We start from the raw sequence: 24,710 nt of genomic DNA on the forward strand, positions 1-24,710 counted from the left end.
ATCCGTTAAATACAGCAGGGGATTTTGTATTGGGGCTATATTACCCTAATTTAGCCCGCGCATAATTTTCGTCCATCATTTAATAGTTAATCGCATAGTGCAATACGTATTCAGACTCGCTTTCTTATTTCTTTTGTTTACCGCGCTTGTCGCATCATGTACGTCTTCCGAAAAGAGAAAAATCCGCGCCGAAAAAAAACAGCACGAAAAAGATAGCCTGGCATTGATCTACGATAGCGCCGGGGCAGACCCCCGGCTCGATGCATTTATGCAGCGATTGCACCGCCGCTCCGGATTCAACGGGAACGTGCTGGTGGCCAAAAACGGCAAAATCATTTACCAGCATGCCTTCGGCTGGGCAGATTACCTGCACAAAGACAGCCTGAACATCACCTCTCAATTTGAGCTGGCGTCGGTTTCCAAGCCACTGACAGCGACGGCCATACTCCAACTCTGGGAAGCAGAGAAAATCTCGCTTGATCAAACGGTGGATGAATTTTTTCCTAATTTCCCATATCCCGGCATTACCATTAAAATGTTGCTCAGCCATCGTTCCGGCTTAACCAATTACCTGTATTTTACCGATAAGGTATGGCCCGACCGGCAAAAAGGGATGACGAACATGGACGTTATGGCGCTCTTCGAAAAACACAAGCCGGAGAAGTATGCCAGTCCGGATGTGCGGTATTTTTATAACAACACCAACTACATGATCCTCGCCGCCATTGTGGAAAAGGTAACCGGCCAGGATTTTGCGGTTTATATGCAGGAAAACATATTCGGTCCGGCGGGAATGAAAAATACGGCGGTATATTCCAAGGCGGTATATGAAAAAATACCGGTCAAAGTGATTGGCCACGACCGGGTATGGCGCCGTTCGGTTGTCCAGAATTTTCAGGACGGTCCCGTGGGGGATAAGGGCACATACAGTACCGTGCAGGATCTTTTCCTGTTTGACCGTGCCCTGCGGGATGGGCGTCTGCTCAAAATGGAGACACAGGACTCGGCCTATGTCGGCCGCAGCAAGCCCATCAAAACACTGTTTAATTACGGCTATGGCTGGCGCACGTTTGACCCGGGCAATCACCAAGTGGTTTACCACACGGGGTGGTGGCACGGCTTCCGTAGCCTGTTTATCCGCGACCTAAAAAAAGACATCACCATTGTTTTGCTGACGAACCTGGTCAATGCCAGCCTGCTTCACCTGGATGAGTTGTATGAAATTCTCGATATGCCCGTCATCCGGCAGGCAGCCTATTCGGCACAGGGTGAATTTGCGGGCGATGAATAACGGAAAACCGTATCTTTGTATATCGTGCTTGACGTCATGGACAAAAAGAAAACACTCATCATCGGGGCAACTCCCAACCCTGCCAGGTACGCGTACCTCGCGGCTCACCGCCTGGTTGATGCGGGACATGAAATTGTCAACATCGGAATAAAAAAAGGCGAGGTTGCAGGTGTTGCTATTCAGCCTGCCGGAGATCCGCTGCCGGACATTCACAGCATTACCCTCTATATCGGCCCGCAGACGCAACCCCTGTATTACGATTACATCATCCATACCAAACCGCAGCGTCTCATCTTTAATCCCGGCACCGAAAATCCGGAACTGGAAGCAAGGGCGCAGGCCGCAGGGATTGATACCATTCGGGCCTGCACGCTTGTTCTGCTGTCCACCAACCAGTATTAAGGGTGTGCCAGCCCTATTGCTAACTTCCCGGAGATTAGTTACCTTAGCCTTCGAAAGCAAATTCATCGCTGAAATCGGGGAGTTGAACGGACTTTGGCAATGATGACGGCCGGCTACGCACTTTTTATCGTACATTATTACCCTTGAAAACAAAATTTGCCACATTCGTCTCCACGCTCGGCCATCCCTTTTTGACCCTTCCGGTGTTTATTATATTTCTGCTTTTCAGCACCGAGCCTGTTGCGAAAGCCGGACTGCTCACGCTCCTGATCATTGGAGGTATCTTTATTCCGGTTGGCCTGCGGACGCTGCTCGGTGTCCGGAAAGGCAAGTATACCAACCTGGATGTATCGGATCAGGCCCAGCGTCAGCAATGGTTTATCGTGACCACGCTGCTGCTGCTGGTCGTCACGGCCATCGTCTGGATTACGGACCAGAACCGTACCCTGCGGCTGGGCATGATCTGCGCCTTTTCACTGCTGCTGGTATCCCAGTTGGTAAACACCCGTGTAAAGGCCTCGATGCACCTGGCTTTCCATACCTTCCTCGGGCTGCTGATTCTGCATATGAATGCCGTAGCCGGGGCCATTTTCCTGCTTTTTGCACCATTATTGGCCTGGTCGCGACTATACCTGAAACGCCACGTACTTGAAGAGGTATTGGTCGGGGTGGTGCTCGGTGGGCTATTCGGACTGATTTTCTGGATTATTTACTAGCTGCCACTCCGGCTTCCGAAAGCCGGCGAACAATGGGCCGGTCTGCCGCAGCCCAGTTCAGTTCGGCAAGTCGCGCCGGGGGTAGCCATAGGGCATGAACGTGTTCATTAAGTTGCAACGCCCGCACATCGGAAACCGTGCACAGGTAGCTTTGCAGCGTAATGCTAAAATCGGGGTAACCGTGCTCCACAGTCAGGTAGGCGTCGGTTATCTGGATGTCAAGGCACAATTCTTCCCTGATCTCCCGCCGGAGCGCAGCGTCCGGGGTTTCCCCTTCTTCAATTTTTCCGCCCGGAAATTCGTATGTATACTGTAGGTAGGGGTATTTTCCCGCTCCTTTTTGTACACACAGGATATTTCCTCCGTACTGAATGATTGCAGCAACGACCACATAATGGGGTTGTTTCATGTCATGGGGATGCGGATTGGTCATCATCATGGGGTTGTTAAAGTGGGTGGACGGTCGTTTCCGGTGTGATTGCCAGTCCATCGGTATGCATTAGGAGGTTAATTCCGGGCCTTTTGCCTTTTTCAAATGAGCCATACCTGTCCGCCAGGCGGAGTGCCAACGCTCCGTTAATTGTTGCCCATTTGATGGTCTCCGTAAATGGCAGTTCAGGAAAATGTTCGTGCAATGTCCGGAGTTCCGACAGTATACAAAGCTGGCCGTTGGAGGCCAGGCTGTCGGTGCCCAGGGCAATCCGCTGGTCATGCCGGATGAAATCGGGCACATGGGGCAGGGTACCTTCGATATATAAATTTGCATTCGGACAAAGGCACCACGTTACCTCCCGTCCGGCTGCGGCGGCAAACCGGATGTCCCCCGCGACCGAAAATGTGTTATGTACCAGCAGCAGCGGTGTTTGTTCCCCGAGGTAAGGTACATAGGCCCGCAACGCGGTTTCCGCGCCGGAAGCGAATCCTGAAATGTCCTTCCCCAGTGCATGGTAAAAGTCCAGGAATACCCCACTTTTATCGCGAAAGAAATCGTTTTCCGCCGCACTTTCCTGGTTATGTATGCTTAGTGGCACTGGCACCTCCCTTGCCCCATCGAGCAACGCAAACAGTGTTCCCGATACGGAATAGGGGGCGTGCGCGGTAATTGATACGCGACGCGCGTCAAAGGTTTCCGCTGTCGCGCGCGACAGCCGAAGCTTCTCCGCTGCCAGCTCGGGTTCTACGCCAATGGTCTCGACAAAGGTATGGTAGTGCAGGCTGCTCCGATGCTTAATCGTCGCCGAAAGGCTGTTATTGGCATGGTCGCCTACCGCAACGATACCGTTGGCCGCCATCTGCTCATCCGCCGCTTCCATCGCCTGCGACACCGTGTCTTCCGCTGCGATCCGTGAGCGCATCACAGCCAGGAGAAATGGAACCAGGCCGGTATGCTTCGGTATTACACCCAGCATATGCGACAATTCCAGATGGCAATGGGCGTTGACAAAACCCGGCACGATTATTCCGCGGTGGCGGTAGACTTCCCGACGGGCCAATGCCCGGCTATCCGGGGAGTGTACCGCTACAATGGTACCATCCCCGGTGATTTCAAGCACCCCGTTTTTCACGGGCGGTTGGGTCACCGGCACAATATAATCTGCGGAAAGAAGCGTAGTCATGGTATAAACCGTTTTATATCCAGGCGGATGCACATCGCTACAAATGTGTGAATTTTTAAGTGCTTAACCAAAATCCTGTAAAAGCCGTATCTTTGTGCCGTGGCTCATTCAACAGCAAAAATCGACATCCGCAAACTCTCGCTGGAACAGCTCCGCGGGCACCTGACCGACATGGGCGAACAGGCGTTCCGTGCTAAACAGGTTTACGAATGGCTCTGGCAGAAAGCCTGTACCGATTTTGACCAAATGAGCAACCTCAGCAAACCGCTCCGTGAAAAACTCAATACGCACTTTGTCATCAACGCAGCCACGGTGCTGCGCGCACAGCGTAGCGCGGACAGCACGATCAAGAGCAGTTTCGTGCTGGCCGACGGAAACATTGTCGAGGGGGTGCTGATTCCGGCTCCCGACCGCATGACTGCCTGCGTCAGTTCGCAGGTGGGCTGCAGTCTTACCTGCAAATTTTGTGCAACCGGCTATATGGACCGTAAACGCAACCTGAATGCCGACGAGATTTACGATCAGGTAGTGCTCATCACCGGACAGGCACAGGAGAACTACCGGCAGCCGCTGACCAACATTGTGTACATGGGTATGGGAGAGCCCTTGCTCAATTATGCCAACACGCTGGCATCCATTGAGCGGATCACCGCTCCCGACGGACTTAACATGGCCGCAAAGCGGATCACGGTTTCAACAGCCGGTATTGCCAAAATGATCAAAAAGCTGGGTGACGACGGTGTAAAATTTAACCTGGCCCTGTCCCTGCATGCCGCCAATGACCAAAAGCGGAATGAAATCATGCCCATCAATACGCAAAATTCACTCGCCGCATTGGCTGAGGCGCTGAAATATTTTTACGCAAAAACAAAGAATCCGGTAACCTACGAATACATTGTATTCAATGGGTTCAATGATGAGCTAAGCGATGCCCGGGAGCTGGCGGCTTTCTGCAAGCACGTGCCCTGCAAGGTGAATATTATTGAATATAATCCCATTGCATTCGCTGATTTTGAAAATGCCGCGGTGGACAAGATCGATCAGTTTGCGGCGTTCCTCCGGCAAAAAGGCATCATCACCAATATCCGCAGAAGTCGCGGAAAGGACATCGATGCAGCCTGCGGGCAGCTGGCCATTAAAGAATCCGCCGCACCCAGCGCTTGAGTTTTCTTCCCCGATTGCTTACCTTTATCGGTATCAACCCGGTAACCGATGCTGATCAAACCGCACCTGCGTGATTTCGTATCCCTCTTTTTTCCTCCTGCCTGCGCCGGATGCGGAGCTGTCCTTGGTAAAGGAGAGCCGGTGATCTGCGTCGCATGCGCGTATCACCTTCCCTACACCCATTTCCATAAAGACCCCGCCAACCGCGGTGCGAGGCAGCTTTGGGGGCGGGTGCCTCTCGAGGGCGTAACGGCATACCTGTATTTTTATGAACCCTCGCGTGTACAAAACATCGTACACCTGCTCAAATACCGGAACCGGCCGGATATCGGCGTGGCCATGGGCAGGAAATACGGCGAAGTGCTCTGCGGTACCGCGCCCTACAGCAAAGCAGACTGCATCATCCCCGTTCCGCTACACCCCCGCAAGCTGCGCCGCCGGGGCTACAACCAGAGCGCAAGCTTCGGCCAGGGCCTTTCGGTAACCATGCAAAAGCCACTGATCGAAAATGGGCTGAGGCAGTGCCGACCCACAAAGAGCCAGACCAGGAAGGGGCGTTACCAACGATTTGAAAACAGTAGAAAAGTGTTCGAGGTGACCGATCCGGAGCTGTTGTCCGGCAAGCACATCCTGCTGGTGGATGATGTACTGACCACCGGAGCTACGGTAGAGGCCTGTGCCGCGGCACTGCTGGCAGACCCCACGGTCCGCGTAAGCGTAGTGACACTGGCCCATGCCCTATAGCTGGCCGGCAGCGGTCTCAGTTTGGTGAGATAGCTTCATGGCGGTGCACCGTCGGGCACTTGCAGCCTTTTCGGAACACGCTGCAGGCTGAGAAAGACAGCAGCAACAGCAGGCAGGCGACGAAGCAAATCGGACGTTTATTCTTCATAACGATAGGTATTGTGCAGTAACAGGTAGGCAAAAACGCCCATACCCGTACCCACGACATCGGCAAAAAGATCCCAGGCCTCTGCAGACCGGTACGTAAAAATCTGCCACTGCAGGTATTCGATGAGCAGGGCAAATAATACAGAAAACAGGACGACGTTAATGGATATCCGCAGGGAGGGCCGCGATGTGCCCCGTTTGCGGATTTCTCCATAATAAAGCAATACGGCGAGCACGAAAAAAAAGCCCGTGTGAACCAGCTTGTCGATCCCCGGAAATTTGGGGACATCGGCAGTGGTTTCCGAGGGCAGGCTGCACAGCACCAATATGATTACCGACCAAAGTAATGACCAAATGTAATGTTTCATCCGCGCTATGGAGCGATTATAATGCCAAAGATCGCCCTAAGCGGAAACCTGCGCCGCATAAGCATCGGCGGAAAGCAATCCCGCGGCGTCGGCCGGATTATTCATTTTTATACGCACCAGCCAGCCTTCTCCATACGGGTCCTGATTGACGAGTTCGGGGGAGCCGTCTATTTTGTCGTTAATGGCCAACACCGTGGCGGATACGGGCATAAATAAATCAGAGACCGTTTTGACTGCCTCCACCGTGCCAAAAACCTCATCACGGGCTACTTCCTCACCGACAGACGGGATGTCGAGAAAAACGATATCACCCAGTTCGCGCTGCGCGAAATCCGTAATGCCTACCACGGCCTCGTCGCCTTCAACGCGTAGCCATTCGTGGTCTTTCGTGTACTTTAAGTCAGTAGGAAAATTCATAGCCTGTGCTTTACATATGTTTGCGCTGCAAACGATTAAAAAAGGAACTTAAAACCCGGTCCAAACTTAGATAAAGTTGCCCTGATATGCAAGACGTATCTGCCTATTTGTAACTTCCTTCCATTACCCTTATCTTTAAATCATGAATCCCTATGTTGAAAAACTGTACGGCATGGCCACACAGGCAGAGCGCGTCATCGTGGGCCTGATGTCGGGTACGTCACTCGATGGGCTGGACATTGCGCTTTGCCGGATTACGGGTAGCGGCCGCCGTACGGCGCTTCAGCTCGAACACAGCTGTACCAAACCCTACGCCTCCGATTTCCGTCGCCAGATACAGGATATCTTTGCCAAACGGACCATTGACCAGCAGCAACTGTGCGGCCTCCACGCCCTAATCGGACGTACCCATGGCGCATTGGTAAATGAGGCGCTCCTCGGGTGGGGGGTATCCCCCGAGCAGGTCGATCTTATCGCCAGCCACGGACAAACGGTATTCCACGCACCACGCTGGCTTACCGGCGACCGGCGTTTTCCTGACAGCACACTGCAGATCGGGGATGGCGACCATATTGCGGTGGCCACCGGAATCATTACCATTTCTGATTTTCGGCAAAAACACGTGGCCGGGGGCGGAGAAGGGGCGCCGCTGGCAGTATATGGGGATTCCCTGTTGTTTTCGCATGAAACCGAGACCCGGCTCCTCCTGAATATCGGCGGAATTGCCAACTTTACCTTCCTGCCGGCGTCAACTGCAGGGGGAACCGGTTTCGCCACCGATGTCGGACCCGGTAACACGTTAATGAATCAGTACATGCAGCGGCACCTGGGTGCGGAGATGGACCGCGATGCACGCGTTGCGTCATCCGGTACGGTAAATCAAAACCTACTGCGGGCCCTGCTGGAGCACCCTTTCTTTGGCCTCCCTTTTCCCAAAACCACCGGGCCCGAACTGTTTAACCTGGAATACCTGCACCGGGCGCAGCAGGATTCGGGTACGGCCGGCATGGAAAACAGTGATGTAATGGCGACGTTGTGTGCTTTTTCCGCCGCGGCAATTACTGCGGCCATACAACAGGTACTGAATGGTAATGATCCCAAGGCTCGGGTATATGTGAGTGGGGGAGGTCTGCATAACCCCCTGTTGATGCGATTGATCCGCGATGGTCTTCCGGCGACACCGATCACCGCCTTTGACGCGCTCGGACTGCTGCCCGATGCCAAGGAAGCCGCACTCTTTGCGCTGCTCGCCAATGAAACGGTTACCGGTAGCGCCGCGGAGGCCTATCCCATATTGGGCGCCCCCACGGTTTACATGGGCAAAATCAGCTTCCCGGGATAATGCGCTTTAGTTAATCCGCATCACCCAACGCTTCGTGCAAAAACAATTTGAACTGATACATCCGCCGGAAGGCCGCAAGTACCGCTTTAAGTCCTCCCGGACCCGACAATACCGCGTCGGTCAGGGGTTCGGACGCGGTGAAACTCTTTAACTTAAGCAGGTCGATGTAGGGGTTGTCTTCATTGTACCCCACAGGCGGCCGTTTCAGCATTTCATCGCGGTCGAGCCGGCAATGGCCCCGGAATGCGGGTCCATCCAGTATTTCCACCAGCTGTGCGCCGTTGTAATCAATTTCCTGGCGGATGGCCGCCAGGTGGTCTTTCTCCGGCCGCCAATATCCCCCTGCCGCAAAACTGTTTCCCGGCTGGATATGGAGGTAATATTCCGGGCCGTTCAGTTTGCGCCCGGCGGTGGATATCCCTGCCCCGAGCCAGTTTTTGTATGGGTCTTTATTTTTGCTGAACCGGGTGTCGCGGTAAATACGAAATACACATTTGGATACCGGAATATCCCCGGTAATGTACCGGTCAGTTTCCGCCAGCCCCGTTATCACTGCCTGTGTAAAGTTCTTCATGTTCAGCCAGGCACGCTCATAGGCTTCACGGTTGGCCTGGAACCATTCCCGGTTATTGTGCATGCTGATGTCGGATAGGAACCCAAACGTGTCCGGATGTATAGCAGTTTCCATGAGGTATCGTGGTTTGTGAGCAAAAAAGATCAGAGTATCAATTTAAGGAATACGAAAACAACAGGTGCGGCCAGTAGCAGCCCGTCAAACCGGTCGAGCAGCCCGCCGTGCCCCGGCAGAATCGCCCCCGAGTCCTTTATTTTCTGGCTGCGCTTGAACAGCGATTCCACCAAGTCGCCAAACGTGCCGAAGAAGGCGATGATGAGCGCCACAACGGCCCATTGCCAACCGTTCAGCACCATAAAATAGCGACTGATGATCCAGGCGATAAGCAGCGCCAGCAGTATGCCCCCGGCCAGTCCTTCCCATGTTTTTTTAGGCGAAACCCGTTCAAACAGTTTATGTCGGCCGGTATACTTGCCCACCAGGTAAGCCCCGGTATCGTTTCCCCACAGGATCAGCATAAAACCAAGCGGCAGCTGTTCCGTGTATGATCCCGTGACAAAGGCGAGGGTAAAGAAAAATGCAAACGGCAATACCACATAAATAAATCCCAGGAAAGTGTAGGCAACTCCCGTAAACGGTTTTAGCTGTTTCCGATACAGTTCGGCAATAAACACCAGCACAACGCAGGGTATGCAGAGCAGGGCATATCGCTGCGGAAGACCAAACAGGTAATGCGCAGCATAAAGGCCAAAGGCGAACAGTCCCAGCAACGAGCCCATGATACGGTTGGGTCGTGCGTCGCTCCCTCTAAGCAACCGGTAAAACTCATTAAGGCACCAGATGCTTAATACGATAAAAAACAATCCGAATGTATATTTCCCCAGCAGCAGCGATGCCAGCAGAACAATCACGAAGAACAGGGCGGTGATGGCGCGGACTCTCATGGCGTTGATGTTATCCGTCCAGGCCGTTTTGCCCGGCAATAAGCTCCCCCGCGGTTGCCGACACCGATTCATGCACGTAAAGCTCGATCTGTCCGAACCGGTAAGACGAGTCCTGTTTATTCAATACCACCGCTGTGATCCCATTGGTCTCAAGCAGCTGCCTGATCATTTCCGCCTCAATGGGGCTGGCGGTTGTAATTAATTTAATCCAGTCTTTTTCCATGTTCCTGCAATTCAGGTAAGCTGCCGGTATCGTTTTACACGTCTCTTTTCCGATGCAGATCGATAATACTGATACAGCAGCACACCTGTCAGCACAAAGCTAACAAAATATAAATACGAAGGAATCTGTTCTCCGAAGTCCAGGTCATCGAGTGTTTTCCCCTGCCGCTGCAGGTAAAAGGCAGATACCGTTGCCGCTCCGTTATTAAGAAAATGAGCCAGTATCGGGAGCCAGATATTTTTTCCCCACACGAGGAGGTACCCAAACAGCGCCCCCAGCAGCATGCGCGGCAAAAAACCGTAAAATTGCAGGTGGATCGCACTGAAAATAATAGCGGTAATCCACACGCCGGCATGGGGATTCCGGAACCACCGTGTCACGATGCGCTGCACACATCCCCGGAAGAGGAATTCCTCGCCGATGGCGGGTATAACCGCAACGACGACCAGGTTAATCAGCAACCCCCAATACGTCGTGTCGGAAAGCAGCAGTGCAGTCAGCCTTTCCAGCTCAGCTTCCTTTGCCTTCATCCAGTTTTCAATCCCCGAAAGGGCCCCGGGGAGCTGCATGCTTTCGTTGATCTTAATGCTCTGGTCCAATACCGGAGCCGAAAAGAACATAATGGCAACGACCAGAAACCACAATGTGGGATTTACCGGCGTTGTAAAATCCAGGTACCGGGTTCTCCTTTTTTCCACCAGGGCAAAAAGCAGCGCGGGGATGACGAACATACCGACGCTTGATCCGGCCTGAATGATTTTGATAAAGCCCGCGTCGGGATTCTCCCCCTCCAGCAAATGGCCGATGCCCGCGGCACCGCCCCCTGTCGCCGCAAAGGCAATCCCGACCGACAGCAGTCCGAACACCAGGGCGCCTCCCAGCACCAATGACAGCAGGAGAATGAGCGACACTACCGGATGATTTTCCGGTAGCCGGGTGTTGGGGGTTGTGTCAAGCGTGTCCATAAATGCCTGTTTTTTCCGGGGATGAAGATACGGATTGCCTATGATACTTCCCAGATTAACCCTATCTTTGAATAAGCTAACCGATAGGCATTTCCATGAGCGCCCTGCTGATTGCTACGCTGTTTTTGCTTACGTACCTGTTTATCGCTCCGCGCGCGCAGGCACAGGAAGAATACGTCCGGCCGGCATCGGAAACATTGGCCACCGTGCCGTTCTCACTGGCTGCGGAAAGTGTGGTGCTGGTCCGGGGGTTGCTGGTTGGCCGCCCCGATACCCTTACCTTCATTTTGGACACCGGCAGCAGCGGCATTTCGCTCGACTCCGCCACCGCCAATCTGCTTGAATTAAAGCCGGAAGTTTCCGACATCAATATCCGCGGTATTGCCGGCATAAGGAAAGCATGGTTTCTGTACAACCAGCGGCTCGAACTTAACGGTTATGTCATCGATAGCCTTAATTTTCATATCAACAACTACGAGTTTCTGTCTTACGTATACGGTACCCGGATCGATGGCGTAATCGGCTATTCCTTATTCAGTCGGTACATTGTTAAGATCGACTATGACGTGAATGAAATTGAGATTTGCTCACCGGGTACTATCCGGTATCCACGGGGTGGACACTTGCTGCGGCCATTCATCCGCACACTTCCCATTCAGTCGGCCCGGGTACGCGATAATCATCCGATTACCACACGGTTTCTTTACGATGTCGGAGCAGGATTGGCCCTGGTGCTTTCCCGGGATTTTGAACAGGACAGTGCAGTCATTCGCAAATCGCGGAAGCGGTTTCAGATTCAGGCGCATGGTGTTGGAGGAAAACTGGCCATGGAAATGACTATGGTAAAGGAATTCCGGCTGGGGCCGTTTCGGTTCCGTAACGTGCCGACCATGGTTTTTGACGACGTGTACAACGTAACCTCCTACCCGTATCTGGGCGGACTGATCGGCAACCAGCTTCTCAAGCGGTTTAATACGATCTTCAATTACGAAAAACGGGAAATTTACCTGAAGCCAAACAGCCTTTACCGCGAACCGTTTGAACGGGCGTACTCCGGATTGGAACTGTTTTACATAAACGGAGCGATCGTGGTAGGGTCCATCATTCCAGGCTCACCGGCCGACATCGCCGGCCTGAAAGAGGGGGACGTCGTCATTGCGATAAACAACGACGCCAGCCAGAATTTCGTGCAATACAAGAAGACACTTATGGTTGCGCGGAGGCGCGTGTCATTCATTGTCCAGCGGAAAGATGAACTATTGGAAATACAGGTGAAACTGCTGAGCTTACGCTAGTTCCGTTTCCACTTCCTGCACCAGCCCTTCGTCCACGAGGACACGTCCACAGTGTTCGCAAACGATGATTTTTTTACGCTGGCGGATTTCCAGCTGCATCTGGGGTGGAATCTTGTTGTGGCAACCCGAACAGCTATCGCGGTCAATGGAAACCACGGCAAGCCCATTCTTATAAGTACCCCTTAACCGCCGGTAAACCCGCAGCAGGCGGTCTTCAATGTCTTTTTCGGCACCATCTCCCTTGCTGATCAGCTCATCTTCTTCCTTCTGCGTTTCCGAGGTAATGGTATCCAGTTCGCCCCGCTTTATATCGAGGTCTTTTTTTGCGGTTTCCAGTGTTTCCTGGGTATTTTCGTAAACCTCCGTTTTATTCCGGATTTCGAACTCAAACTCTTTGATTTTTTTCTCGCTCACCTGAATATCCAACCCCTGGATTTCGATTTCCTTGGTGATTGCGTCATACTCCCGGTTATTTTTTACCTCATTGAGCTGACTCTCGTATTTCCGGATGGCCGCTTCCGATTCCTTGATCATATTCCGCCGGTTAACGATGGAATCTTCCATTTCATCCAGCTCGTTGCGGACTTTCTCGATCCGGGTTTCCAGGCCGGCGATCTCATCTTCCAGGTCGCTCACTTCAATCGGTAATTCCCCCCTTACCTGGCGAATCCGGTCTATCTTGGTGTGTATGCGCTGCAGCAGCCAAAGGGCTTTCAGCTTTTGTTCTATGGTTTGTTCCATTTAACTGTAATATTTAATGGGGTTCGTGTCTATGCCCGTCAAACGGACTGCAAAGGTAGGAAATTTTTTTTGAATAATTTCCAACAATAATTGCTGCGTAAACTGTTCGCTTTCAAAATGTCCCACGTCGGCGATAACCGTTTTTCCCTCTGCATCAAAAAACTCGTGATACTTGTAATCCGCCGTTACAAAGGCGTCCGCTCCGGCCCGGATCGCCGGCTTTAACAGAAAACCTCCGGCCCCGCCACATACCGCCACCCGCGCTATCGGTTGGCCGCGGAGCGCGGTATGCCGGATGACCGTTGCTGCCAATTTTTCTTTCAGCAGCCCAAGAAAATCCATTTCGTCCATTGGCTGCTCCAGCTGGCCAATCAGGCCGCTGCCCACCAAGGGGTGATGGTTTTGCAGCCGGTAGCTGTCGTATGCCACCTCTTCATATGGGTGCGTTTCAAAAAGGCTTTTCAAAACCGCCTGCTGGCGGTCCGACGGATAGATTACCTCCACGCGGGTTTCTTCCTCGCGGTGAAGCTCGCCCTGTTGGCCGACAAACGGTTGGGTTCCCTCGCCGGCACGGAAGGTTCCGTATCCCGCTACATTGAAGCTGCAGGCGTCGTATTTACCAATATCCCCCGCACCCGCAGCAAACAATGCTTCACGTACCGCTGTCGCATGATCTACCGGCACAAACACCACCAGCTTATTCAGCAAATCTCCTTTCGGCAGGAGGATCTGTGTCTGCCGCAGGCCGAGCCGCTCAGCGATTTTCCCGTTTACGCCCCCGGCAACATTATCCAGGTTGGTATGGATGGCATAAATGGCGATATCATGTTTTATTGCCTTAATAATAACCCGCTCGACGTAATTGCTGCCATTGAACCGTTTCAGTCCACGGAAAACAATCGGGTGATGTGAAATGATCAGGTCGCAGCCAAGTCGGATAGCCTCATCGACCACTGCTTCCGTGCAATCCAGCGAAACCAGGGCATGGTGCACTTCCCGATCGGGCGAGCCGACCAGCAGCCCGGAATTATCATAGGACTCCTGGTAGGCCAGCGGGGCCAGGGATTCCAGGTAGGATGTCAGTACGTCTAACCGCATACGGCAATCGGATTATTGTTCGTTCCTGAATTTTTCGTGTTCAACCAGCAGGTTCCGGAAGTTATTTAGCTTTACCCAGTACCCAATGAAATAGACGAAGCTCAGCAGGGCAACAGTGACCAGGATAAACGGGGGAAAAGGAATATTCGACAGCAGGAATAACCAGGCATAAAGCCGGCCCATCGCCCGCCCGGGCTGTTCTTCTTCCGCGATTTTACGATCGTAGAACTCATTGGTCAGGGAATCGGCCATCTGGGACGCGACGACAAAATTCCAATAAATATTAAAGAGCGGCACCACCAGCAGCCACGCCATCCCCGGTTTCATCAGGCGGTTTTCAGGCGCAACCAGTAACAGTGTCTTCCGCACGGTATTGGCATAAAACACCCAGATCAGCAGCCGGATCAGCAGCACGGCGATCACCAGCTGGATCATTTCGCCCGTCAGATTTCCATAGTCCAGATTCATCGCCACTAAAATACGGGGATTCCGCCATAAAACCCAATGTGATGCTTATTTGATGGTATCCGGACCGCGCTGCATGCGGATATGCGGAATCCCGGCGTCCATGTAAGGTTCGCTGGTCTGTGCAAACCCCAGCCTATTGTAAAAGAGATGGAGATGCTGCTGAGCGCTGATGGTGATGGCCTGTTGGCCGAATAACCGATACAATTCGCTGATACTCCGCTGCATGAGCTCGTTTCCAAGCCCCCTGTTCCGAAAATCCCGGGCAATGACGACCCGCCCGATACTGGCTTCGGCATAAGTAACTCCCGGAGGGATCAGGCGGGTATACGCCACCAGCCGCGCGCCGTGCCACGCCATCAGGTGTGCCGATTGCTGGTCCCTGTCATCCAGGTCGCTGTATACACAAGCCTGCTCCAATACGAACACCTCCTGGCGTAACTGAAGGATCTTGTACAACGTTTCCAGCGAAAGCGCGGGGAAGGGTTTTGTCTCCCAGATTATCGATTGGTTGTCCATGGGCGTTATTCACTACTGGTCGATCACGTCTTCCGGCAGCAGGGCCGGAAAAGCCGGCATGTTCGGCTGCAGGTTGTGGCCATATTGCATTGGCACACCCGTCATTTTTGTCTTGTTCCGCTTAATTTAGTTATGCACATAATTAAGGATTTTCTGGCAAATGGCCAAAATATTTCCATCCGATTACCTCTTCCATATAGGTGTCAATAAGGCTCACGTTAAGCATGTCGTTAATATAGCCAATATGCATGTCGGGTCGGATAAGTACGGTTTTGGTGCCATCCGGCTTTATTTCAAACGCATCAAAAACCGGTTGGTTCCGAGGGGAATAGGGCAGGTAATAAAGGTGCATTTCCCGGGGGTATTTCTGACGCATCCATTGTCCGACGATGTGCAGGTGATGATGGCTGATGGTACCCAATAATAGCAGCACGAATCCCGGTTTTTCACACCAACGATGTAAGTCGGTTTGGGTTTTTGTTTTTTCGTCAAACACAGAAAGAAAAGGTAGCCGGTCGCCGGCCTGCACACGGCGGCCCGTGGCATGGTGTACGGCAAGCCCCGCTTTCCGGTAATTGATGGCCAGCTGTGCTGCGGTATCAAACAGCTTTTGCAGTAGCCGCGGGTTCCTGCCGATATACCGCATTCCGATCGTCAGCAGCAGATCCCGTAGCGGGCTCAGCCGGTCACGCAGGCGCATCCCCAGTCCAAAGGCACCATCGGTTGCGCGAATAATGGAACGGGCAACAGGCATCCGTTCCCGCTCGTAACTATGCAGTATCCGCGGGGCTGTCCGCCCACTGATCACACCGGCCAGCTTCCATGCCAGGTTCACCGCGTCCTGTATCCCGCTGTTCATGCCCTGGCCGCCGATGGGAGCGTGGATATGCGCAGCATCACCGATCAGGAAGCAGCGCTGCCGGGCAAATTGCTCAGCCATCCGCCGGTGCACCGCAAAGCGGCTGATCCAGAGACATTGGCTTACCGGAAGCGCTAAGCCAACCGCCTCATCCACCAGCGGTTTGATGTCTGCATAGTTGATAGCCAATCCGGACGGTCGATTCTCCATTTCGGGCAGCATACCGACCAGCCTATAACGACCTTCGCCAGCCAGCGGGAAGATTCCCAGCAGGCTTTTTCGCGGCAAAAAGAAGTTTATCAGTCGATTCTGAACTCCCGTTATGTGTACGTCGGCCAAAAAAAACTCCCCCGGGTAGCGTTTTCCTTCAAAAGGTATTTTCAGGCAATCCCTCACGGTGCTGTTTGCTCCGTCAGCGCCGATCAGCCATTTACACTGCCAGCGTTGAACGACGTCGTTCTGCACCACCTCCACAGTCGCAGAACGGTCGTCCTGCCGGAGCGACAGCAGCCGGGTTGCCCATGATACGGGACAAGCGTGCGCCGTCAAGCGGTCAACCAGCAATTTTTCTGTTTTTTCCTGGCCGACAAGCAGCACGAAGGGAAAAGCCGTGTGAGGTTGGTCGATATCGGTAAACTGAATGCGGCCCTTTCTTTTTTTCCGGCCATGCACCTGTATGCCATAAGCCGGAAACCCGTCCGCAAGCAGCTGGTCGGCCAGACCCAACTGCCTCAATAGTTCCAGGGTCCGGGCATGAACCGCAATGGCTTTGGAAGTTCGGTCCGGACCTGGTTTGGCATCGATGATGGTGGGCTGTATGCCGAAACGGAGTAATTGGGCGGCCATCATCAGGCCCGAGGGGCCTGCGCCTACGATAAGGGCATCCGTATGTTTGGCGATTTCCAACGTCAATAAATCAAAAAAATTGCCGGTTTTTTATGGAAGTCATACTGCCGCTTCTTCCATTGCTGCAACGGCATACTAATAATCTGTTCGTCGGGGGCCGTCAGGTTGCAGGCCACGCAAAGACGCGTCTGCGGACTGCCCACCCGCAGGATTTCGGTCAGTAGCTGGTTATTGCGGAAAGGCGTTTCGATGAAGAGCTGCGTCTGCTTTTCCCGGTGTGCCGCATGCTCCATCGACTTGATTTTTTTGGTCCGCTCACCCTTTTCAATCGGTAAATAGCCATGAAAGATAAAGCTTTGTCCATTGAATCCGGAGGCCATCAGTGCCAATAGGATGGAACTTGGCCCCACCAACGGGGCAACCCGGATACCGTTACGGTGGGCTTCTGCCACGATATCCGCTCCCGGGTCGGCCACGCCTGGGCACCCCGCCTCACTCATCAGTCCCACATCGCGGCCCGCCAATAGCCCCGAAAAAAGCGAAGCGAAGTCCACATTACTCCGGGCATGTTTGCCGTAGTCATGTATCAATAACTCACTTTGCGGTGTCTCAAGGCCGGCCTGCTTGAGGAACTTGCGCGCTGTTTTCTCGTTCTCCACAATATACTCGTCAATTGCATTGATTATACGGCCCAGATAGGGTGTATATGAAGCAGCAGCAGCGTCCGCACTCAACGGCACAGGAATAAGATATAGCGTTCCATAAGGCATATGCAAACGTAACAAAAGCGAATGACATACACATTAGTTAAACCTTCATTGCACAGGTATGTTTCTTAAATTCAAACACATTTACTAACTTGCTCAAAATTCCGATACCCATATGGCCACACAAATTACAGCCGGGGTGAAAGTTTCGGTGGAAACAGTGTATCAGCCCGAGTATTCAAATCCTGAAAACCAGCATTACATGTTTGCTTACAAGATTACCATTGAAAACCTGGGCGACTACAGCGTCCAGCTACTGCGCAGGCATTGGTATATTTTTGATTCAAACGGCACACGCCGCGAAGTGGAAGGGGATGGTGTAGTTGGCCTGCAGCCGGTCATTGAGCCGGGAGAACTGCACGAATATGTTTCGGGTTGCAACCTCAAGAGTGACATGGGCACAATGGAGGGCGACTACCAAGTGATGCGGGAGATGGACGGCAGCTTATTTGACGTCAAAATCCCGAAATTTATGCTGATTGCACCGCATCGCTTAAATTAAATCGTACGCCCCTGCACCACGGCCGTAGGAACCTGCGATTACCCGTTCCGCCCTGTGATTTTCGCTTCTTTCCCATACAGGCCACTGGCGTGTTTTCCGGGAGCAAACAACGAATCCGCCGAAAATAAATTCCTCCGCAATCGATACGGAAGTATTGGAAATCCCGCATGTTCCGGTAAGGTTTCGCCGCGGATACTTGCCCGGACAAGTGGCTGTTTTCCTCGGCATGAGTCCATAGTGAGTCCACGGTAAGTCCACAGTGAGTCCACGTTTCCTCGCAAATTATTGGACTCACCCCGGTGTCACCCCGGACAGAAAGCGGAGAAAAGCCGAATCAATACAGACCGATTATCCCGGCAGTCCCGGACAACCTTCCCCGTTACCCGGGGAGCTGATGCCGGGGTCTGCTTTCCTTCGGTTGCCTGGCTGGCGCAATGGCAACCGCTAATTACCTGTTCACAAACTTCATAACAAGATATTTCCGTAAATTTGTACAAAATTTTGGCACATGGGCAAATCAGCAGTTGTTTTCGGCGCAACGGGATTAGTTGGCAGACACCTGCTGGGGTGCCTGTTAAACGACACAGCCTATTCGCGGATTATCGTTGTCACACGGAAGCCGATCGATATAGAACATGCTAAAATACAGCAGGTTATATCCGATTTTAATTCGATTGAATCGGTAAAAGACGAACTAGTTGCAGATTGTTTTTTCTGTTGTCTGGGAACGACGCGCAGGAATACCCCGGATCTGGACCGCTATTATGAAGTGGACCACGATTATCCGGTATGGGCGGCCCACACCGCAAAAGCGGCCGGCGCGAAGACATTTGTCCTGGTTTCGGCGGTAGGGGCAAACCCGGGCTCAGCTAATTTTTACATTAAGATGAAAGGGGAGGCCGAACGTGACGTCATTGCAGCGGGAGTTGAACGGACGTATATTTTCCGACCGTCATTACTGACCGGGCGCCGCGATACACCCCGGGTATTGGAGCGGGTAGCTAGCGCGCTGATGAGTGCGATCAATCCGTTACTCATGGGAAAGCTGAGCCGTTTCCGTAGTATTCCCGCGGCACAGCTTGCCAATGCAATGGTGGCATCGAGCCACCATACCGCATCAGGGGTTATTATTTATCATTGGAAGGAAATTAAAAGGTGGCAATAAGTATTTTATCGACGGAGCAGCTTGGTCATAGCTACAGTGATCGCTGGCTCTTCCGGGGCTTGCATTTCGGACTGCAGCGGGGCGACCGCATTGCGTTGGTGGGAATCAACGGCACAGGTAAATCAACCCTACTCCAATTGCTTGCGGGCAGGCTGGAACCCCTGGAGGGAAAGGTGGTTAAGGAAAAGGGAATCCGGATTGGGTTCTTGTCGCAAGACCCTGATTTTCAAGGAATTAATTCGATATATGATTTCATATACAGTGCCGACAACGAGCAGCAACGGTTAATCCGAAGCTATGAAGAACTGTTGGCGCAACCCCATCCCGATCAGCATCGGCTGGCAGCGCTGAGTGACCAGCTCAGCGCGGAGGGTGCGTGGGAGTACGAGCACAACATTAAAAGTATTCTGCACCGGCTGCAGATCAGCGATTTTAGCCAGGAAATTAAAACATTGTCGGGCGGGCAACGGAAACGGCTGGCTTTAGCCAAACTGTTGATTGATGAACCCGATGTGTATATTTTGGATGAGCCGACCAACCACCTGGATATCGAAACCATTGAATGGCTCGAGAAGTGGCTTACCACCGGGCAGAAGACCGTGTTGCTGGTTACTCACGACCGTTACTTTCTGGATCAGGTCTGCACCGCAATCCGGGAGCTTGACCAGGGCCAGCTATACAACTATGCGGGCAACTATCGCTATTACCTGGAAAAAAAGGCGGAGCGGGACGCTGCCGAGGAAACGCTTCAGGAACGAAACCGGAATCTCCTGCGCCGTGAACTGGAGTGGATGCGACGTCAGCCACAGGCAAGGGGGACCAAATCAAAGGCGCGTATCGACGCATTCCATACGCTGGATGAGCAGACTCGCTCGTCGAAACAAACCGGTACGGTACAACTGCAGGTAAAAGTAAGCCGTCAGGGCGGAAAAATCCTGGAACTGGAAAAGGTTTCCAAACATTTCGGTGGTCGGGAATTAATCACCGGCTTTTCCTATGTATTTAAAAAAGGAGACCGAATAGGGCTGGCGGGAAAAAACGGTTCGGGTAAATCGACTTTACTCAACCTCATCACCGGCGAGCTGTTGCCGGATGATGGCCATATAACACCCGGAGAAACCACGGTGTTTGGTTATTATCAGCAAAGTGGCCTGGCCTTTGGTGAAAGCGAGCGGGTTATCGATGTCGTCACTCAGGTAGCCGACTACATTACGATGGCCGACGGGTCAACCCTTACAGCCTCCCAACTGCTTACCCAGTTCCTCTTTCCACCAAAGAAGCAGTTTGGCCTGGTTGGCCAACTCAGCGGCGGTGAGCGAAAGCGGCTTCAGTTGATGCGGGTATTGATGCAGAACCCGAATTTTCTAATACTGGATGAACCGACCAATGACCTCGATATTGATACACTCAACGTACTGGAAGTTTTCCTGCTGAATTATCCCGGGGTATTGGTGTTGGTATCACACGACCGATACTTATTGGATAAATTAACCGAGCAACTTTTTATCCTGGCAGATAACGGACAGGTCCGGGTATATAACGGCAATTACGCCGACTATAAGCAGGAACAGGAAGCCCTATTGAAAGAAAAAAAGGAGAGCGAAAGTGTGCGGGTCGAGCAGAAGCCGGCCCAAGTTGAATCGAAAAAGAAATTAACGTACAAGGAGCGGCAGGAGTTCGAACAGTTGGACCAGTTGATCCCGTCGTTGGAAAAGGAACTCGGACAACAGACACACGCCTTGAGCCAGACGGCCGATCACTTGGCTATCGCAGCACTGGCAGAAGACATCGCCCGGCTCAACAAGGACATTGAAGAAAAAACGACTCGGTGGCTGACTCTGAGTGAATACATATAGCCGCTTCCATGTTCCACGTGGAACATGGAAGTGATTGGTTTAATTTAGTTGTGTTCCACGTGGAACATCCATATTTATGTTTAAGAAATATAATGTAATTGTAGTTGGGGGAGGGCATGCCGGGTGCGAAGCGGCGGCGGCGGCAGCGAACCTGGGTTCGTCCGTATTGCTAATCACCATGAACATGGGCACGATTGCTCAAATGAGTTGCAATCCCGCCATGGGAGGTGTAGCGAAGGGGCAAATTGTACGCGAAATAGACGCGATGGGCGGTTATTCGGGGATTATTGCAGACAAAACCACCATTCAGTTCCGCATGCTCAATCAATCTAAAGGACCGGCTATGTGGAGCCCGCGGACGCAAAACGACCGCATGCGTTTTGCAGAGGCTTGGCGATTACAGCTGGAAGCCCTGCCGAACCTCGATATCTGGCAGGACACCGTTAAGGAAGTTATTGTAAAAAATGATCGGGCCTGTGGCGTGGTTACTTCACTCGGTATCAACATTGATTCCGACGCCGTAGTACTAACCAATGGTACGTTTCTTAATGGGGTTATCCATATCGGCGAAAAGAAGTTCGGTGGCGGACGGACCGGAGAGAAGGCTGCCACCGGCCTAACAGAGCAGTTAGTATCACTCGGTTTTGAATCCGGCCGCATGAAAACAGGCACCCCGCCGAGGGTAGACGGAAGAAGTCTGGATTATAGCAAAATGGAAGAACAGTGGGGAGATGAAAATCGCGGAAAATTTTCCTTCACCGATGTTCCATTACCGACAAAACAGCGCTGTTGCTGGATTACCTATACCAATAAGGCCGTACACGAAACACTTAAGGAGGGTTTTGAGAAATCACCCATGTTTACGGGGCGCATTAAAGGAATCGGACCGCGTTATTGCCCCTCTATTGAAGACAAAATAAATCGTTTCGCCGAACGCGACCGTCACCAGATCTTTGTGGAGCCGGAGGGCTGGGATACGGTTGAAATGTATATCAATGGTTTTTCCACTTCCCTGCCGGAAGAAATTCAATTGCGTGCGCTTCGGCTGATTCCGGGATTCGAAAATGCGCAGATGTATCGGCCGGGTTACGCCATTGAATATGACTTTTTCCCGCCTATGCAACTGGATCTGACCCTGGAAACATTCCGTATCAAACACCTGTTCTTCGCCGGACAGATTAATGGCACCACAGGTTACGAAGAAGCCGCAAGCCAGGGTTTCATCGCCGGGATTAACGCACACCAACGGATAAATGACCTTCATGAATTGTTATTGAAGCGTTCGGAATCCTATATTGGCGTATTGATAGATGACCTGGTAACCAAGGGAACGGAAGAACCTTACCGCATGTTTACTTCGCGTGCCGAACACCGGTTGCTCTTACGTCAGGACAATGCAGATGCCCGTCTTACACCAATTGCACACCAGCTTGGACTTGTCTCAGACGAACGGCTGGAGATGGTTAAACAAAAAGAGGCGGGGGCCGAACAGCTGGTAGACTATATGCGCAATCATTCGGTAGCTGCAGAAGCGATCAACCCCGTCTTACTACAACAGAACTCCAGTCCGGTCAGTCAGAAAACGCGGATGTTCAATTTGCTCAGTCGGCCGCAGCTGACTATCCACGACCTGGCCAAAGCGGACAGCGACTTTGCCAAGATACTTTCGCCGTTCACCAAAGAGGTAATCGAACAGGCGGAGATTAAAGTTAAATACGACAGCTACTTTGAGAAAGAATTGGAAATCATAAGCAAGATGAAACGGATGGAAGACCAGGAAATTAATCCGGACTTCGATTACTCCGGACTCGTTTCACTATCTAAAGAGGCACGCGAAAAGTTAATTAAAGTAAAACCCCGTACACTTGGCCAAGCGTCTCGGATTTCCGGGGTTTCACCGTCCGATATTTCCGTTTTAATGGTTCACATGGGTTAATATATTGATAATCAAACAAATATACAAACAAAACGGCGGCGCACATATATTAATCGTGCCGAATTATTTTTAAAATTCCGATGCCAGACTTGTCAAAAAAAGAAAACGGCTTAAATCGCTTAAAAACAGCCCCAAATCCAAAATGGCTCGTTCTGGCCTTTTTTGTGTCTCTCGTTTTGCTCACATCGCAGTGTGCAAGCATCCAACAGCCCACCGGTGGCCCGAAAGATTCCATTCCACCGAAAATACTCAAAGAAACGCCTTCGAATCTGACCCGGAACTTCAATGCTGAAAACATTGTCATCTCCTTCGACGAGTTTATCAAACTCGCAGAAGAATTTAAGCAAATCAGCATATCGCCTGATATGGGTAGCCGGCCGCTATTCAAAGTGAACCGCAGGAACCTGGAGATTTCAATTCCCGATTCACTGGAGGAAAACACGACCTACACCATTAACTTCGGAAAGGCGATCGTCGATTTTAATGAAAGCAATCCGCTGCTCAATTACAGCTATGTATTTTCCACCGGTGACATTATTGATTCACTATCTGTCTCCGGTCGCGTTACCAATGCGCTGACACTGGAAAATGCGATGCAGGTTACCGTCATGCTAATCCCAAACAGCCGGGATTCCATTTTCGGAAAACAGAAGGCCAATATCTTTACGATGACCGATTCGTCCGGAAACTTCACCCTCCGCAACCTCCGGGAAGACACCTACCGGATCTATGCGCTTCAGGAAGAAAACAACGACCGTGTATACAATGCACGGGAAGAGTTGATCGGGTTTCTTACGGATTCCTTTCATCTTGACAGGGACACCTCCGGCATACACCTTCAGTTATCCCGCGGTATTCCAAAGACTTTCCGGTTACTTGACCGGAAGATCGAGCCGACAGGCCGCCTCGTCTTTGCCTTCAACAAACCGCTCGATCACCCGGATATCCGGGTGATTCATCCTGAAAAGCTAAACGAAGATAAAATTGTGGTATACAATAAGACCGCGGACTCGGCTTCTGTTTGGCTTTCCGACCTCACTTTTGATTCCCTTAAGGTGCAATTCTATGACGGCAACAATCTCCTGGATTCTGTCTCCATCCGCCGCGGCAGAAATGAAAAATACGACCGGGATTTCATCATCACCGACCGCTTAACAGGAAACCGCGTGAACCGGGTACGGCATATAAAGCTTGTTTCCGCTGCGCCTGTACAAACAATAGACCGGAGCAAGATTGTCCTCACACAGGACTCCGTGCCGGTGACGAATTACCAGCTGATCAAAGATACGAGTGAAAGCTTCGCCTACCTGCTCCGCTATAACTGGCGGCCTGAAGTTGATTATAGTTTAACTGTGGAGCCGGGCGCATTTGTGGGCTATTTCGGTGCCAAGAATAAGCCTTATAACAAATCCTTTACCTATGATGCCAACGAGAACTTCGGTAATATTGTTTTCAATACTACCCCTGCGGATACATCCCACCAATACGTAGTGGAGCTCGTTAGCGAGAAAAAGGACGTTGTTCATCAGCGTGCCCTAATAAGTGCGCCCCAGCGTGTCCATTTTAACCAGCTTCCGGCAGGCAAATACACGCTGCGGATTATATACGATGTAAATAATAACGGTAAATGGGATCCGGGCGATGTCAATTCCCGCCAACAGCCCGAACGAATCTGGTATATTGGAAAAACAATCATTATCCGTGCAAACTGGGAGCAGGAAGAACTCGTAAACGTTCCGGAATAAAAC

26 protein-coding genes are annotated in these 24,710 nt (G+C 52.0%); 12 read left to right on the plus strand and 14 right to left on the minus strand.

What is annotated here, in order from left to right; translation table 11 throughout:
* The first annotated feature begins 97 nt into the window (after nt 1–97).
* From NEV57_RS12115 to NEV57_RS12125, 3 genes are all read left to right on the plus strand, one after another.
* Nucleotides 98–1,291 (plus strand): serine hydrolase domain-containing protein, encoded by a 1,194-nt coding sequence (locus NEV57_RS12115; protein ID WP_257658587.1) that lies wholly within the window; start codon nt 98–100, stop codon nt 1,289–1,291.
* A 36-nt stretch (nt 1,292–1,327) separates the two neighbouring features.
* Nucleotides 1,328–1,693, plus strand: a complete 366-nt coding sequence (locus NEV57_RS12120; RefSeq protein WP_257658588.1) for a CoA-binding protein — start codon at nt 1,328–1,330, stop codon at nt 1,691–1,693.
* Nucleotides 1,694–1,836: 143 nt separating this feature from the next.
* Nucleotides 1,837–2,409, plus strand: a complete 573-nt coding sequence (locus tag NEV57_RS12125; RefSeq protein WP_257658589.1) for a phosphatase PAP2 family protein — start codon at nt 1,837–1,839, stop codon at nt 2,407–2,409.
* Here NEV57_RS12125 and NEV57_RS12130 read toward each other — a convergent pair.
* Nucleotides 2,399–2,848, minus strand: coding sequence for a (deoxy)nucleoside triphosphate pyrophosphohydrolase (locus NEV57_RS12130; protein WP_257658590.1), 450 nt, complete (start codon nt 2,846–2,848; stop codon nt 2,399–2,401). The two genes, NEV57_RS12125 and NEV57_RS12130, sit on opposite strands and share 11 nt — an antisense overlap.
* Nucleotides 2,849–2,855: 7 nt before the next feature.
* The gene (locus NEV57_RS12135) at nt 2,856–4,025 is read right to left on the minus strand and encodes an amidohydrolase family protein (RefSeq protein ID WP_257658591.1); all 1,170 of its coding nucleotides are present in this window, start codon (nt 4,023–4,025) and stop codon (nt 2,856–2,858) included.
* 99 nt (nt 4,026–4,124) lie between these two features.
* Here NEV57_RS12135 and rlmN point away from each other — a divergent pair, with 99 nt between their 5' ends.
* Together rlmN and NEV57_RS12145 are read left to right on the plus strand one after the other, a co-directional pair.
* Nucleotides 4,125–5,189: a dual-specificity RNA methyltransferase RlmN gene (rlmN, locus tag NEV57_RS12140; protein ID WP_257658592.1), complete on the plus strand. Its 1,065-nt coding sequence runs from the start codon at nt 4,125–4,127 to the stop codon at nt 5,187–5,189.
* Between the two features lie 48 nt (nt 5,190–5,237).
* The gene (locus NEV57_RS12145; RefSeq protein WP_257658593.1) at nt 5,238–5,933 is read left to right on the plus strand and encodes a ComF family protein; all 696 of its coding nucleotides are present in this window, start codon (nt 5,238–5,240) and stop codon (nt 5,931–5,933) included.
* A gap of 137 nt (nt 5,934–6,070) precedes the next feature.
* On the opposite strand, the gene NEV57_RS12150 is transcribed toward NEV57_RS12145, so the two are convergent.
* The gene (locus NEV57_RS12150; protein WP_257658594.1) at nt 6,071–6,448 is read right to left on the minus strand and encodes a VanZ family protein; all 378 of its coding nucleotides are present in this window, start codon (nt 6,446–6,448) and stop codon (nt 6,071–6,073) included.
* A gap of 36 nt (nt 6,449–6,484) precedes the next feature.
* The gene (gcvH, locus tag NEV57_RS12155) at nt 6,485–6,865 is read right to left on the minus strand and encodes a glycine cleavage system protein GcvH (RefSeq protein WP_257658595.1); all 381 of its coding nucleotides are present in this window, start codon (nt 6,863–6,865) and stop codon (nt 6,485–6,487) included.
* Nucleotides 6,866–7,007: 142 nt separating this feature from the next.
* Between gcvH and NEV57_RS12160 the strand changes: the two genes are divergently transcribed.
* Complete coding sequence (locus NEV57_RS12160; protein WP_257658596.1) at nt 7,008–8,207, plus strand: anhydro-N-acetylmuramic acid kinase; 1,200 nt, start codon at nt 7,008–7,010, stop codon at nt 8,205–8,207.
* Nucleotides 8,208–8,217: 10 nt separating this feature from the next.
* On the opposite strand, the gene NEV57_RS12165 is transcribed toward NEV57_RS12160, so the two are convergent.
* The 4 genes from NEV57_RS12165 to NEV57_RS12180 are packed head-to-tail and all read right to left on the minus strand — an operon-like array spanning nt 8,218 to nt 10,913.
* Entirely contained in the window at nt 8,218–8,895 is a 678-nt protein-coding gene (locus tag NEV57_RS12165; RefSeq protein WP_257658597.1) for a DUF2461 domain-containing protein, read from the minus strand.
* Nucleotides 8,896–8,924: 29 nt separating this feature from the next.
* Nucleotides 8,925–9,725, minus strand: a complete 801-nt coding sequence (locus tag NEV57_RS12170) for a phosphatidate cytidylyltransferase (RefSeq protein ID WP_257658598.1) — start codon at nt 9,723–9,725, stop codon at nt 8,925–8,927.
* Nucleotides 9,726–9,735: 10 nt separating this feature from the next.
* Nucleotides 9,736–9,948: a putative signal transducing protein gene (locus tag NEV57_RS12175; RefSeq protein ID WP_257658599.1), complete on the minus strand. Its 213-nt coding sequence runs from the start codon at nt 9,946–9,948 to the stop codon at nt 9,736–9,738.
* Nucleotides 9,949–9,959: 11 nt separating this feature from the next.
* Nucleotides 9,960–10,913 carry a CPBP family intramembrane glutamic endopeptidase gene (locus tag NEV57_RS12180; RefSeq protein WP_257658600.1) on the minus strand — a complete coding sequence of 318 codons (954 nt, stop codon included), beginning with the start codon at nt 10,911–10,913 and terminating at the stop codon, nt 9,960–9,962.
* Nucleotides 10,914–11,008: 95 nt separating this feature from the next.
* Between NEV57_RS12180 and NEV57_RS12185 the strand changes: the two genes are divergently transcribed.
* Nucleotides 11,009–12,208, plus strand: a complete 1,200-nt coding sequence (locus NEV57_RS12185; protein WP_257658601.1) for an aspartyl protease family protein — start codon at nt 11,009–11,011, stop codon at nt 12,206–12,208.
* On the opposite strand, the gene NEV57_RS12190 is transcribed toward NEV57_RS12185, so the two are convergent.
* From NEV57_RS12190 to NEV57_RS12215, 6 genes are all read right to left on the minus strand, one after another.
* The gene (locus NEV57_RS12190; protein WP_257658602.1) at nt 12,200–12,949 is read right to left on the minus strand and encodes a zinc ribbon domain-containing protein; all 750 of its coding nucleotides are present in this window, start codon (nt 12,947–12,949) and stop codon (nt 12,200–12,202) included. The genes NEV57_RS12185 and NEV57_RS12190 overlap by 9 nt on opposite strands.
* Nucleotides 12,950–14,047 carry a Nif3-like dinuclear metal center hexameric protein gene (locus NEV57_RS12195; RefSeq protein ID WP_257658603.1) on the minus strand — a complete coding sequence of 366 codons (1,098 nt, stop codon included), beginning with the start codon at nt 14,045–14,047 and terminating at the stop codon, nt 12,950–12,952. It abuts the gene before it with no gap.
* A 12-nt stretch (nt 14,048–14,059) separates the two neighbouring features.
* The gene (locus NEV57_RS12200; protein WP_257658604.1) at nt 14,060–14,515 is read right to left on the minus strand and encodes a hypothetical protein; all 456 of its coding nucleotides are present in this window, start codon (nt 14,513–14,515) and stop codon (nt 14,060–14,062) included.
* Nucleotides 14,516–14,560: 45 nt separating this feature from the next.
* Complete coding sequence (locus NEV57_RS12205; protein ID WP_257658605.1) at nt 14,561–15,031, minus strand: GNAT family N-acetyltransferase; 471 nt, start codon at nt 15,029–15,031, stop codon at nt 14,561–14,563.
* Between the two features lie 142 nt (nt 15,032–15,173).
* Nucleotides 15,174–16,796: an FAD-dependent monooxygenase gene (locus NEV57_RS12210; RefSeq protein WP_257658606.1), complete on the minus strand. Its 1,623-nt coding sequence runs from the start codon at nt 16,794–16,796 to the stop codon at nt 15,174–15,176.
* Nucleotides 16,797–16,798: 2 nt separating this feature from the next.
* Nucleotides 16,799–17,506 (minus strand): SAM-dependent methyltransferase, encoded by a 708-nt coding sequence (locus tag NEV57_RS12215; RefSeq protein WP_257658607.1) that lies wholly within the window; start codon nt 17,504–17,506, stop codon nt 16,799–16,801.
* Between the two features lie 112 nt (nt 17,507–17,618).
* Between NEV57_RS12215 and apaG the strand changes: the two genes are divergently transcribed.
* From apaG to NEV57_RS12240, 5 genes are all read left to right on the plus strand, one after another.
* The gene (apaG, locus tag NEV57_RS12220; RefSeq protein WP_257658608.1) at nt 17,619–18,005 is read left to right on the plus strand and encodes a Co2+/Mg2+ efflux facilitator ApaG/CorD; all 387 of its coding nucleotides are present in this window, start codon (nt 17,619–17,621) and stop codon (nt 18,003–18,005) included.
* Nucleotides 18,006–18,513: 508 nt separating this feature from the next.
* Nucleotides 18,514–19,170: an NAD(P)H-binding protein gene (locus NEV57_RS12225; protein WP_257658609.1), complete on the plus strand. Its 657-nt coding sequence runs from the start codon at nt 18,514–18,516 to the stop codon at nt 19,168–19,170.
* A complete protein-coding gene (locus NEV57_RS12230) occupies nt 19,167–21,026 on the plus strand; it encodes an ABC-F family ATP-binding cassette domain-containing protein (RefSeq protein WP_257658734.1) in 1,860 nt (619 codons plus the stop codon). The genes NEV57_RS12225 and NEV57_RS12230 overlap by 4 nt, the downstream gene beginning before the upstream one ends.
* A gap of 76 nt (nt 21,027–21,102) precedes the next feature.
* Entirely contained in the window at nt 21,103–22,962 is a 1,860-nt protein-coding gene (mnmG, locus tag NEV57_RS12235) for a tRNA uridine-5-carboxymethylaminomethyl(34) synthesis enzyme MnmG (RefSeq protein ID WP_257658610.1), read from the plus strand.
* Nucleotides 22,963–23,138: 176 nt separating this feature from the next.
* Complete coding sequence (locus NEV57_RS12240) at nt 23,139–24,707, plus strand: Ig-like domain-containing protein (protein WP_257658611.1); 1,569 nt, start codon at nt 23,139–23,141, stop codon at nt 24,705–24,707.
* Nucleotides 24,708–24,710 lie beyond the last annotated feature (3 nt).

Source organism: Parapedobacter lycopersici (assembly GCF_024643285.1).
In the GTDB taxonomy this organism is placed as follows: Bacteria; Bacteroidota; Bacteroidia; order Sphingobacteriales; family Sphingobacteriaceae; genus Parapedobacter; species Parapedobacter lycopersici.

Bases quoted from the DNA above. Each gene is read 5' to 3' on its own strand.
- NEV57_RS12170 (WP_257658598.1), bottom strand. From the start codon at position 9,725: ATGAGAGTCCGCGCCATCACCGCCCTGTTCTTCGTGATTGTTCTGCTG.
- NEV57_RS12185 (WP_257658601.1), top strand. From the start codon at position 11,009: ATGAGCGCCCTGCTGATTGCTACGCTGTTTTTGCTTACGTACCTGTTT.
- gcvH (WP_257658595.1), bottom strand. From the start codon at position 6,865: ATGAATTTTCCTACTGACTTAAAGTACACGAAAGACCACGAATGGCTA.
- NEV57_RS12200 (WP_257658604.1), bottom strand. From the start codon at position 14,515: ATGAATCTGGACTATGGAAATCTGACGGGCGAAATGATCCAGCTGGTG.
- apaG (WP_257658608.1), top strand. From the start codon at position 17,619: ATGGCCACACAAATTACAGCCGGGGTGAAAGTTTCGGTGGAAACAGTG.
- NEV57_RS12150 (WP_257658594.1), bottom strand. From the start codon at position 6,448: ATGAAACATTACATTTGGTCATTACTTTGGTCGGTAATCATATTGGTG.
- mnmG (WP_257658610.1), top strand. From the start codon at position 21,103: ATGTTTAAGAAATATAATGTAATTGTAGTTGGGGGAGGGCATGCCGGG.
- NEV57_RS12215 (WP_257658607.1), bottom strand. From the start codon at position 17,506: ATGCCTTATGGAACGCTATATCTTATTCCTGTGCCGTTGAGTGCGGAC.
- NEV57_RS12190 (WP_257658602.1), bottom strand. From the start codon at position 12,949: ATGGAACAAACCATAGAACAAAAGCTGAAAGCCCTTTGGCTGCTGCAG.
- NEV57_RS12175 (WP_257658599.1), bottom strand. From the start codon at position 9,948: ATGGAAAAAGACTGGATTAAATTAATTACAACCGCCAGCCCCATTGAG.
- NEV57_RS12130 (WP_257658590.1), bottom strand. From the start codon at position 2,848: ATGATGATGACCAATCCGCATCCCCATGACATGAAACAACCCCATTAT.
- NEV57_RS12160 (WP_257658596.1), top strand. From the start codon at position 7,008: ATGAATCCCTATGTTGAAAAACTGTACGGCATGGCCACACAGGCAGAG.
- NEV57_RS12225 (WP_257658609.1), top strand. From the start codon at position 18,514: ATGGGCAAATCAGCAGTTGTTTTCGGCGCAACGGGATTAGTTGGCAGA.
- NEV57_RS12180 (WP_257658600.1), bottom strand. From the start codon at position 10,913: ATGGACACGCTTGACACAACCCCCAACACCCGGCTACCGGAAAATCAT.
- NEV57_RS12195 (WP_257658603.1), bottom strand. From the start codon at position 14,047: ATGCGGTTAGACGTACTGACATCCTACCTGGAATCCCTGGCCCCGCTG.
- NEV57_RS12120 (WP_257658588.1), top strand. From the start codon at position 1,328: ATGGACAAAAAGAAAACACTCATCATCGGGGCAACTCCCAACCCTGCC.
- NEV57_RS12205 (WP_257658605.1), bottom strand. From the start codon at position 15,031: ATGGACAACCAATCGATAATCTGGGAGACAAAACCCTTCCCCGCGCTT.
- NEV57_RS12145 (WP_257658593.1), top strand. From the start codon at position 5,238: ATGCTGATCAAACCGCACCTGCGTGATTTCGTATCCCTCTTTTTTCCT.
- NEV57_RS12135 (WP_257658591.1), bottom strand. From the start codon at position 4,025: ATGACTACGCTTCTTTCCGCAGATTATATTGTGCCGGTGACCCAACCG.
- NEV57_RS12165 (WP_257658597.1), bottom strand. From the start codon at position 8,895: ATGGAAACTGCTATACATCCGGACACGTTTGGGTTCCTATCCGACATC.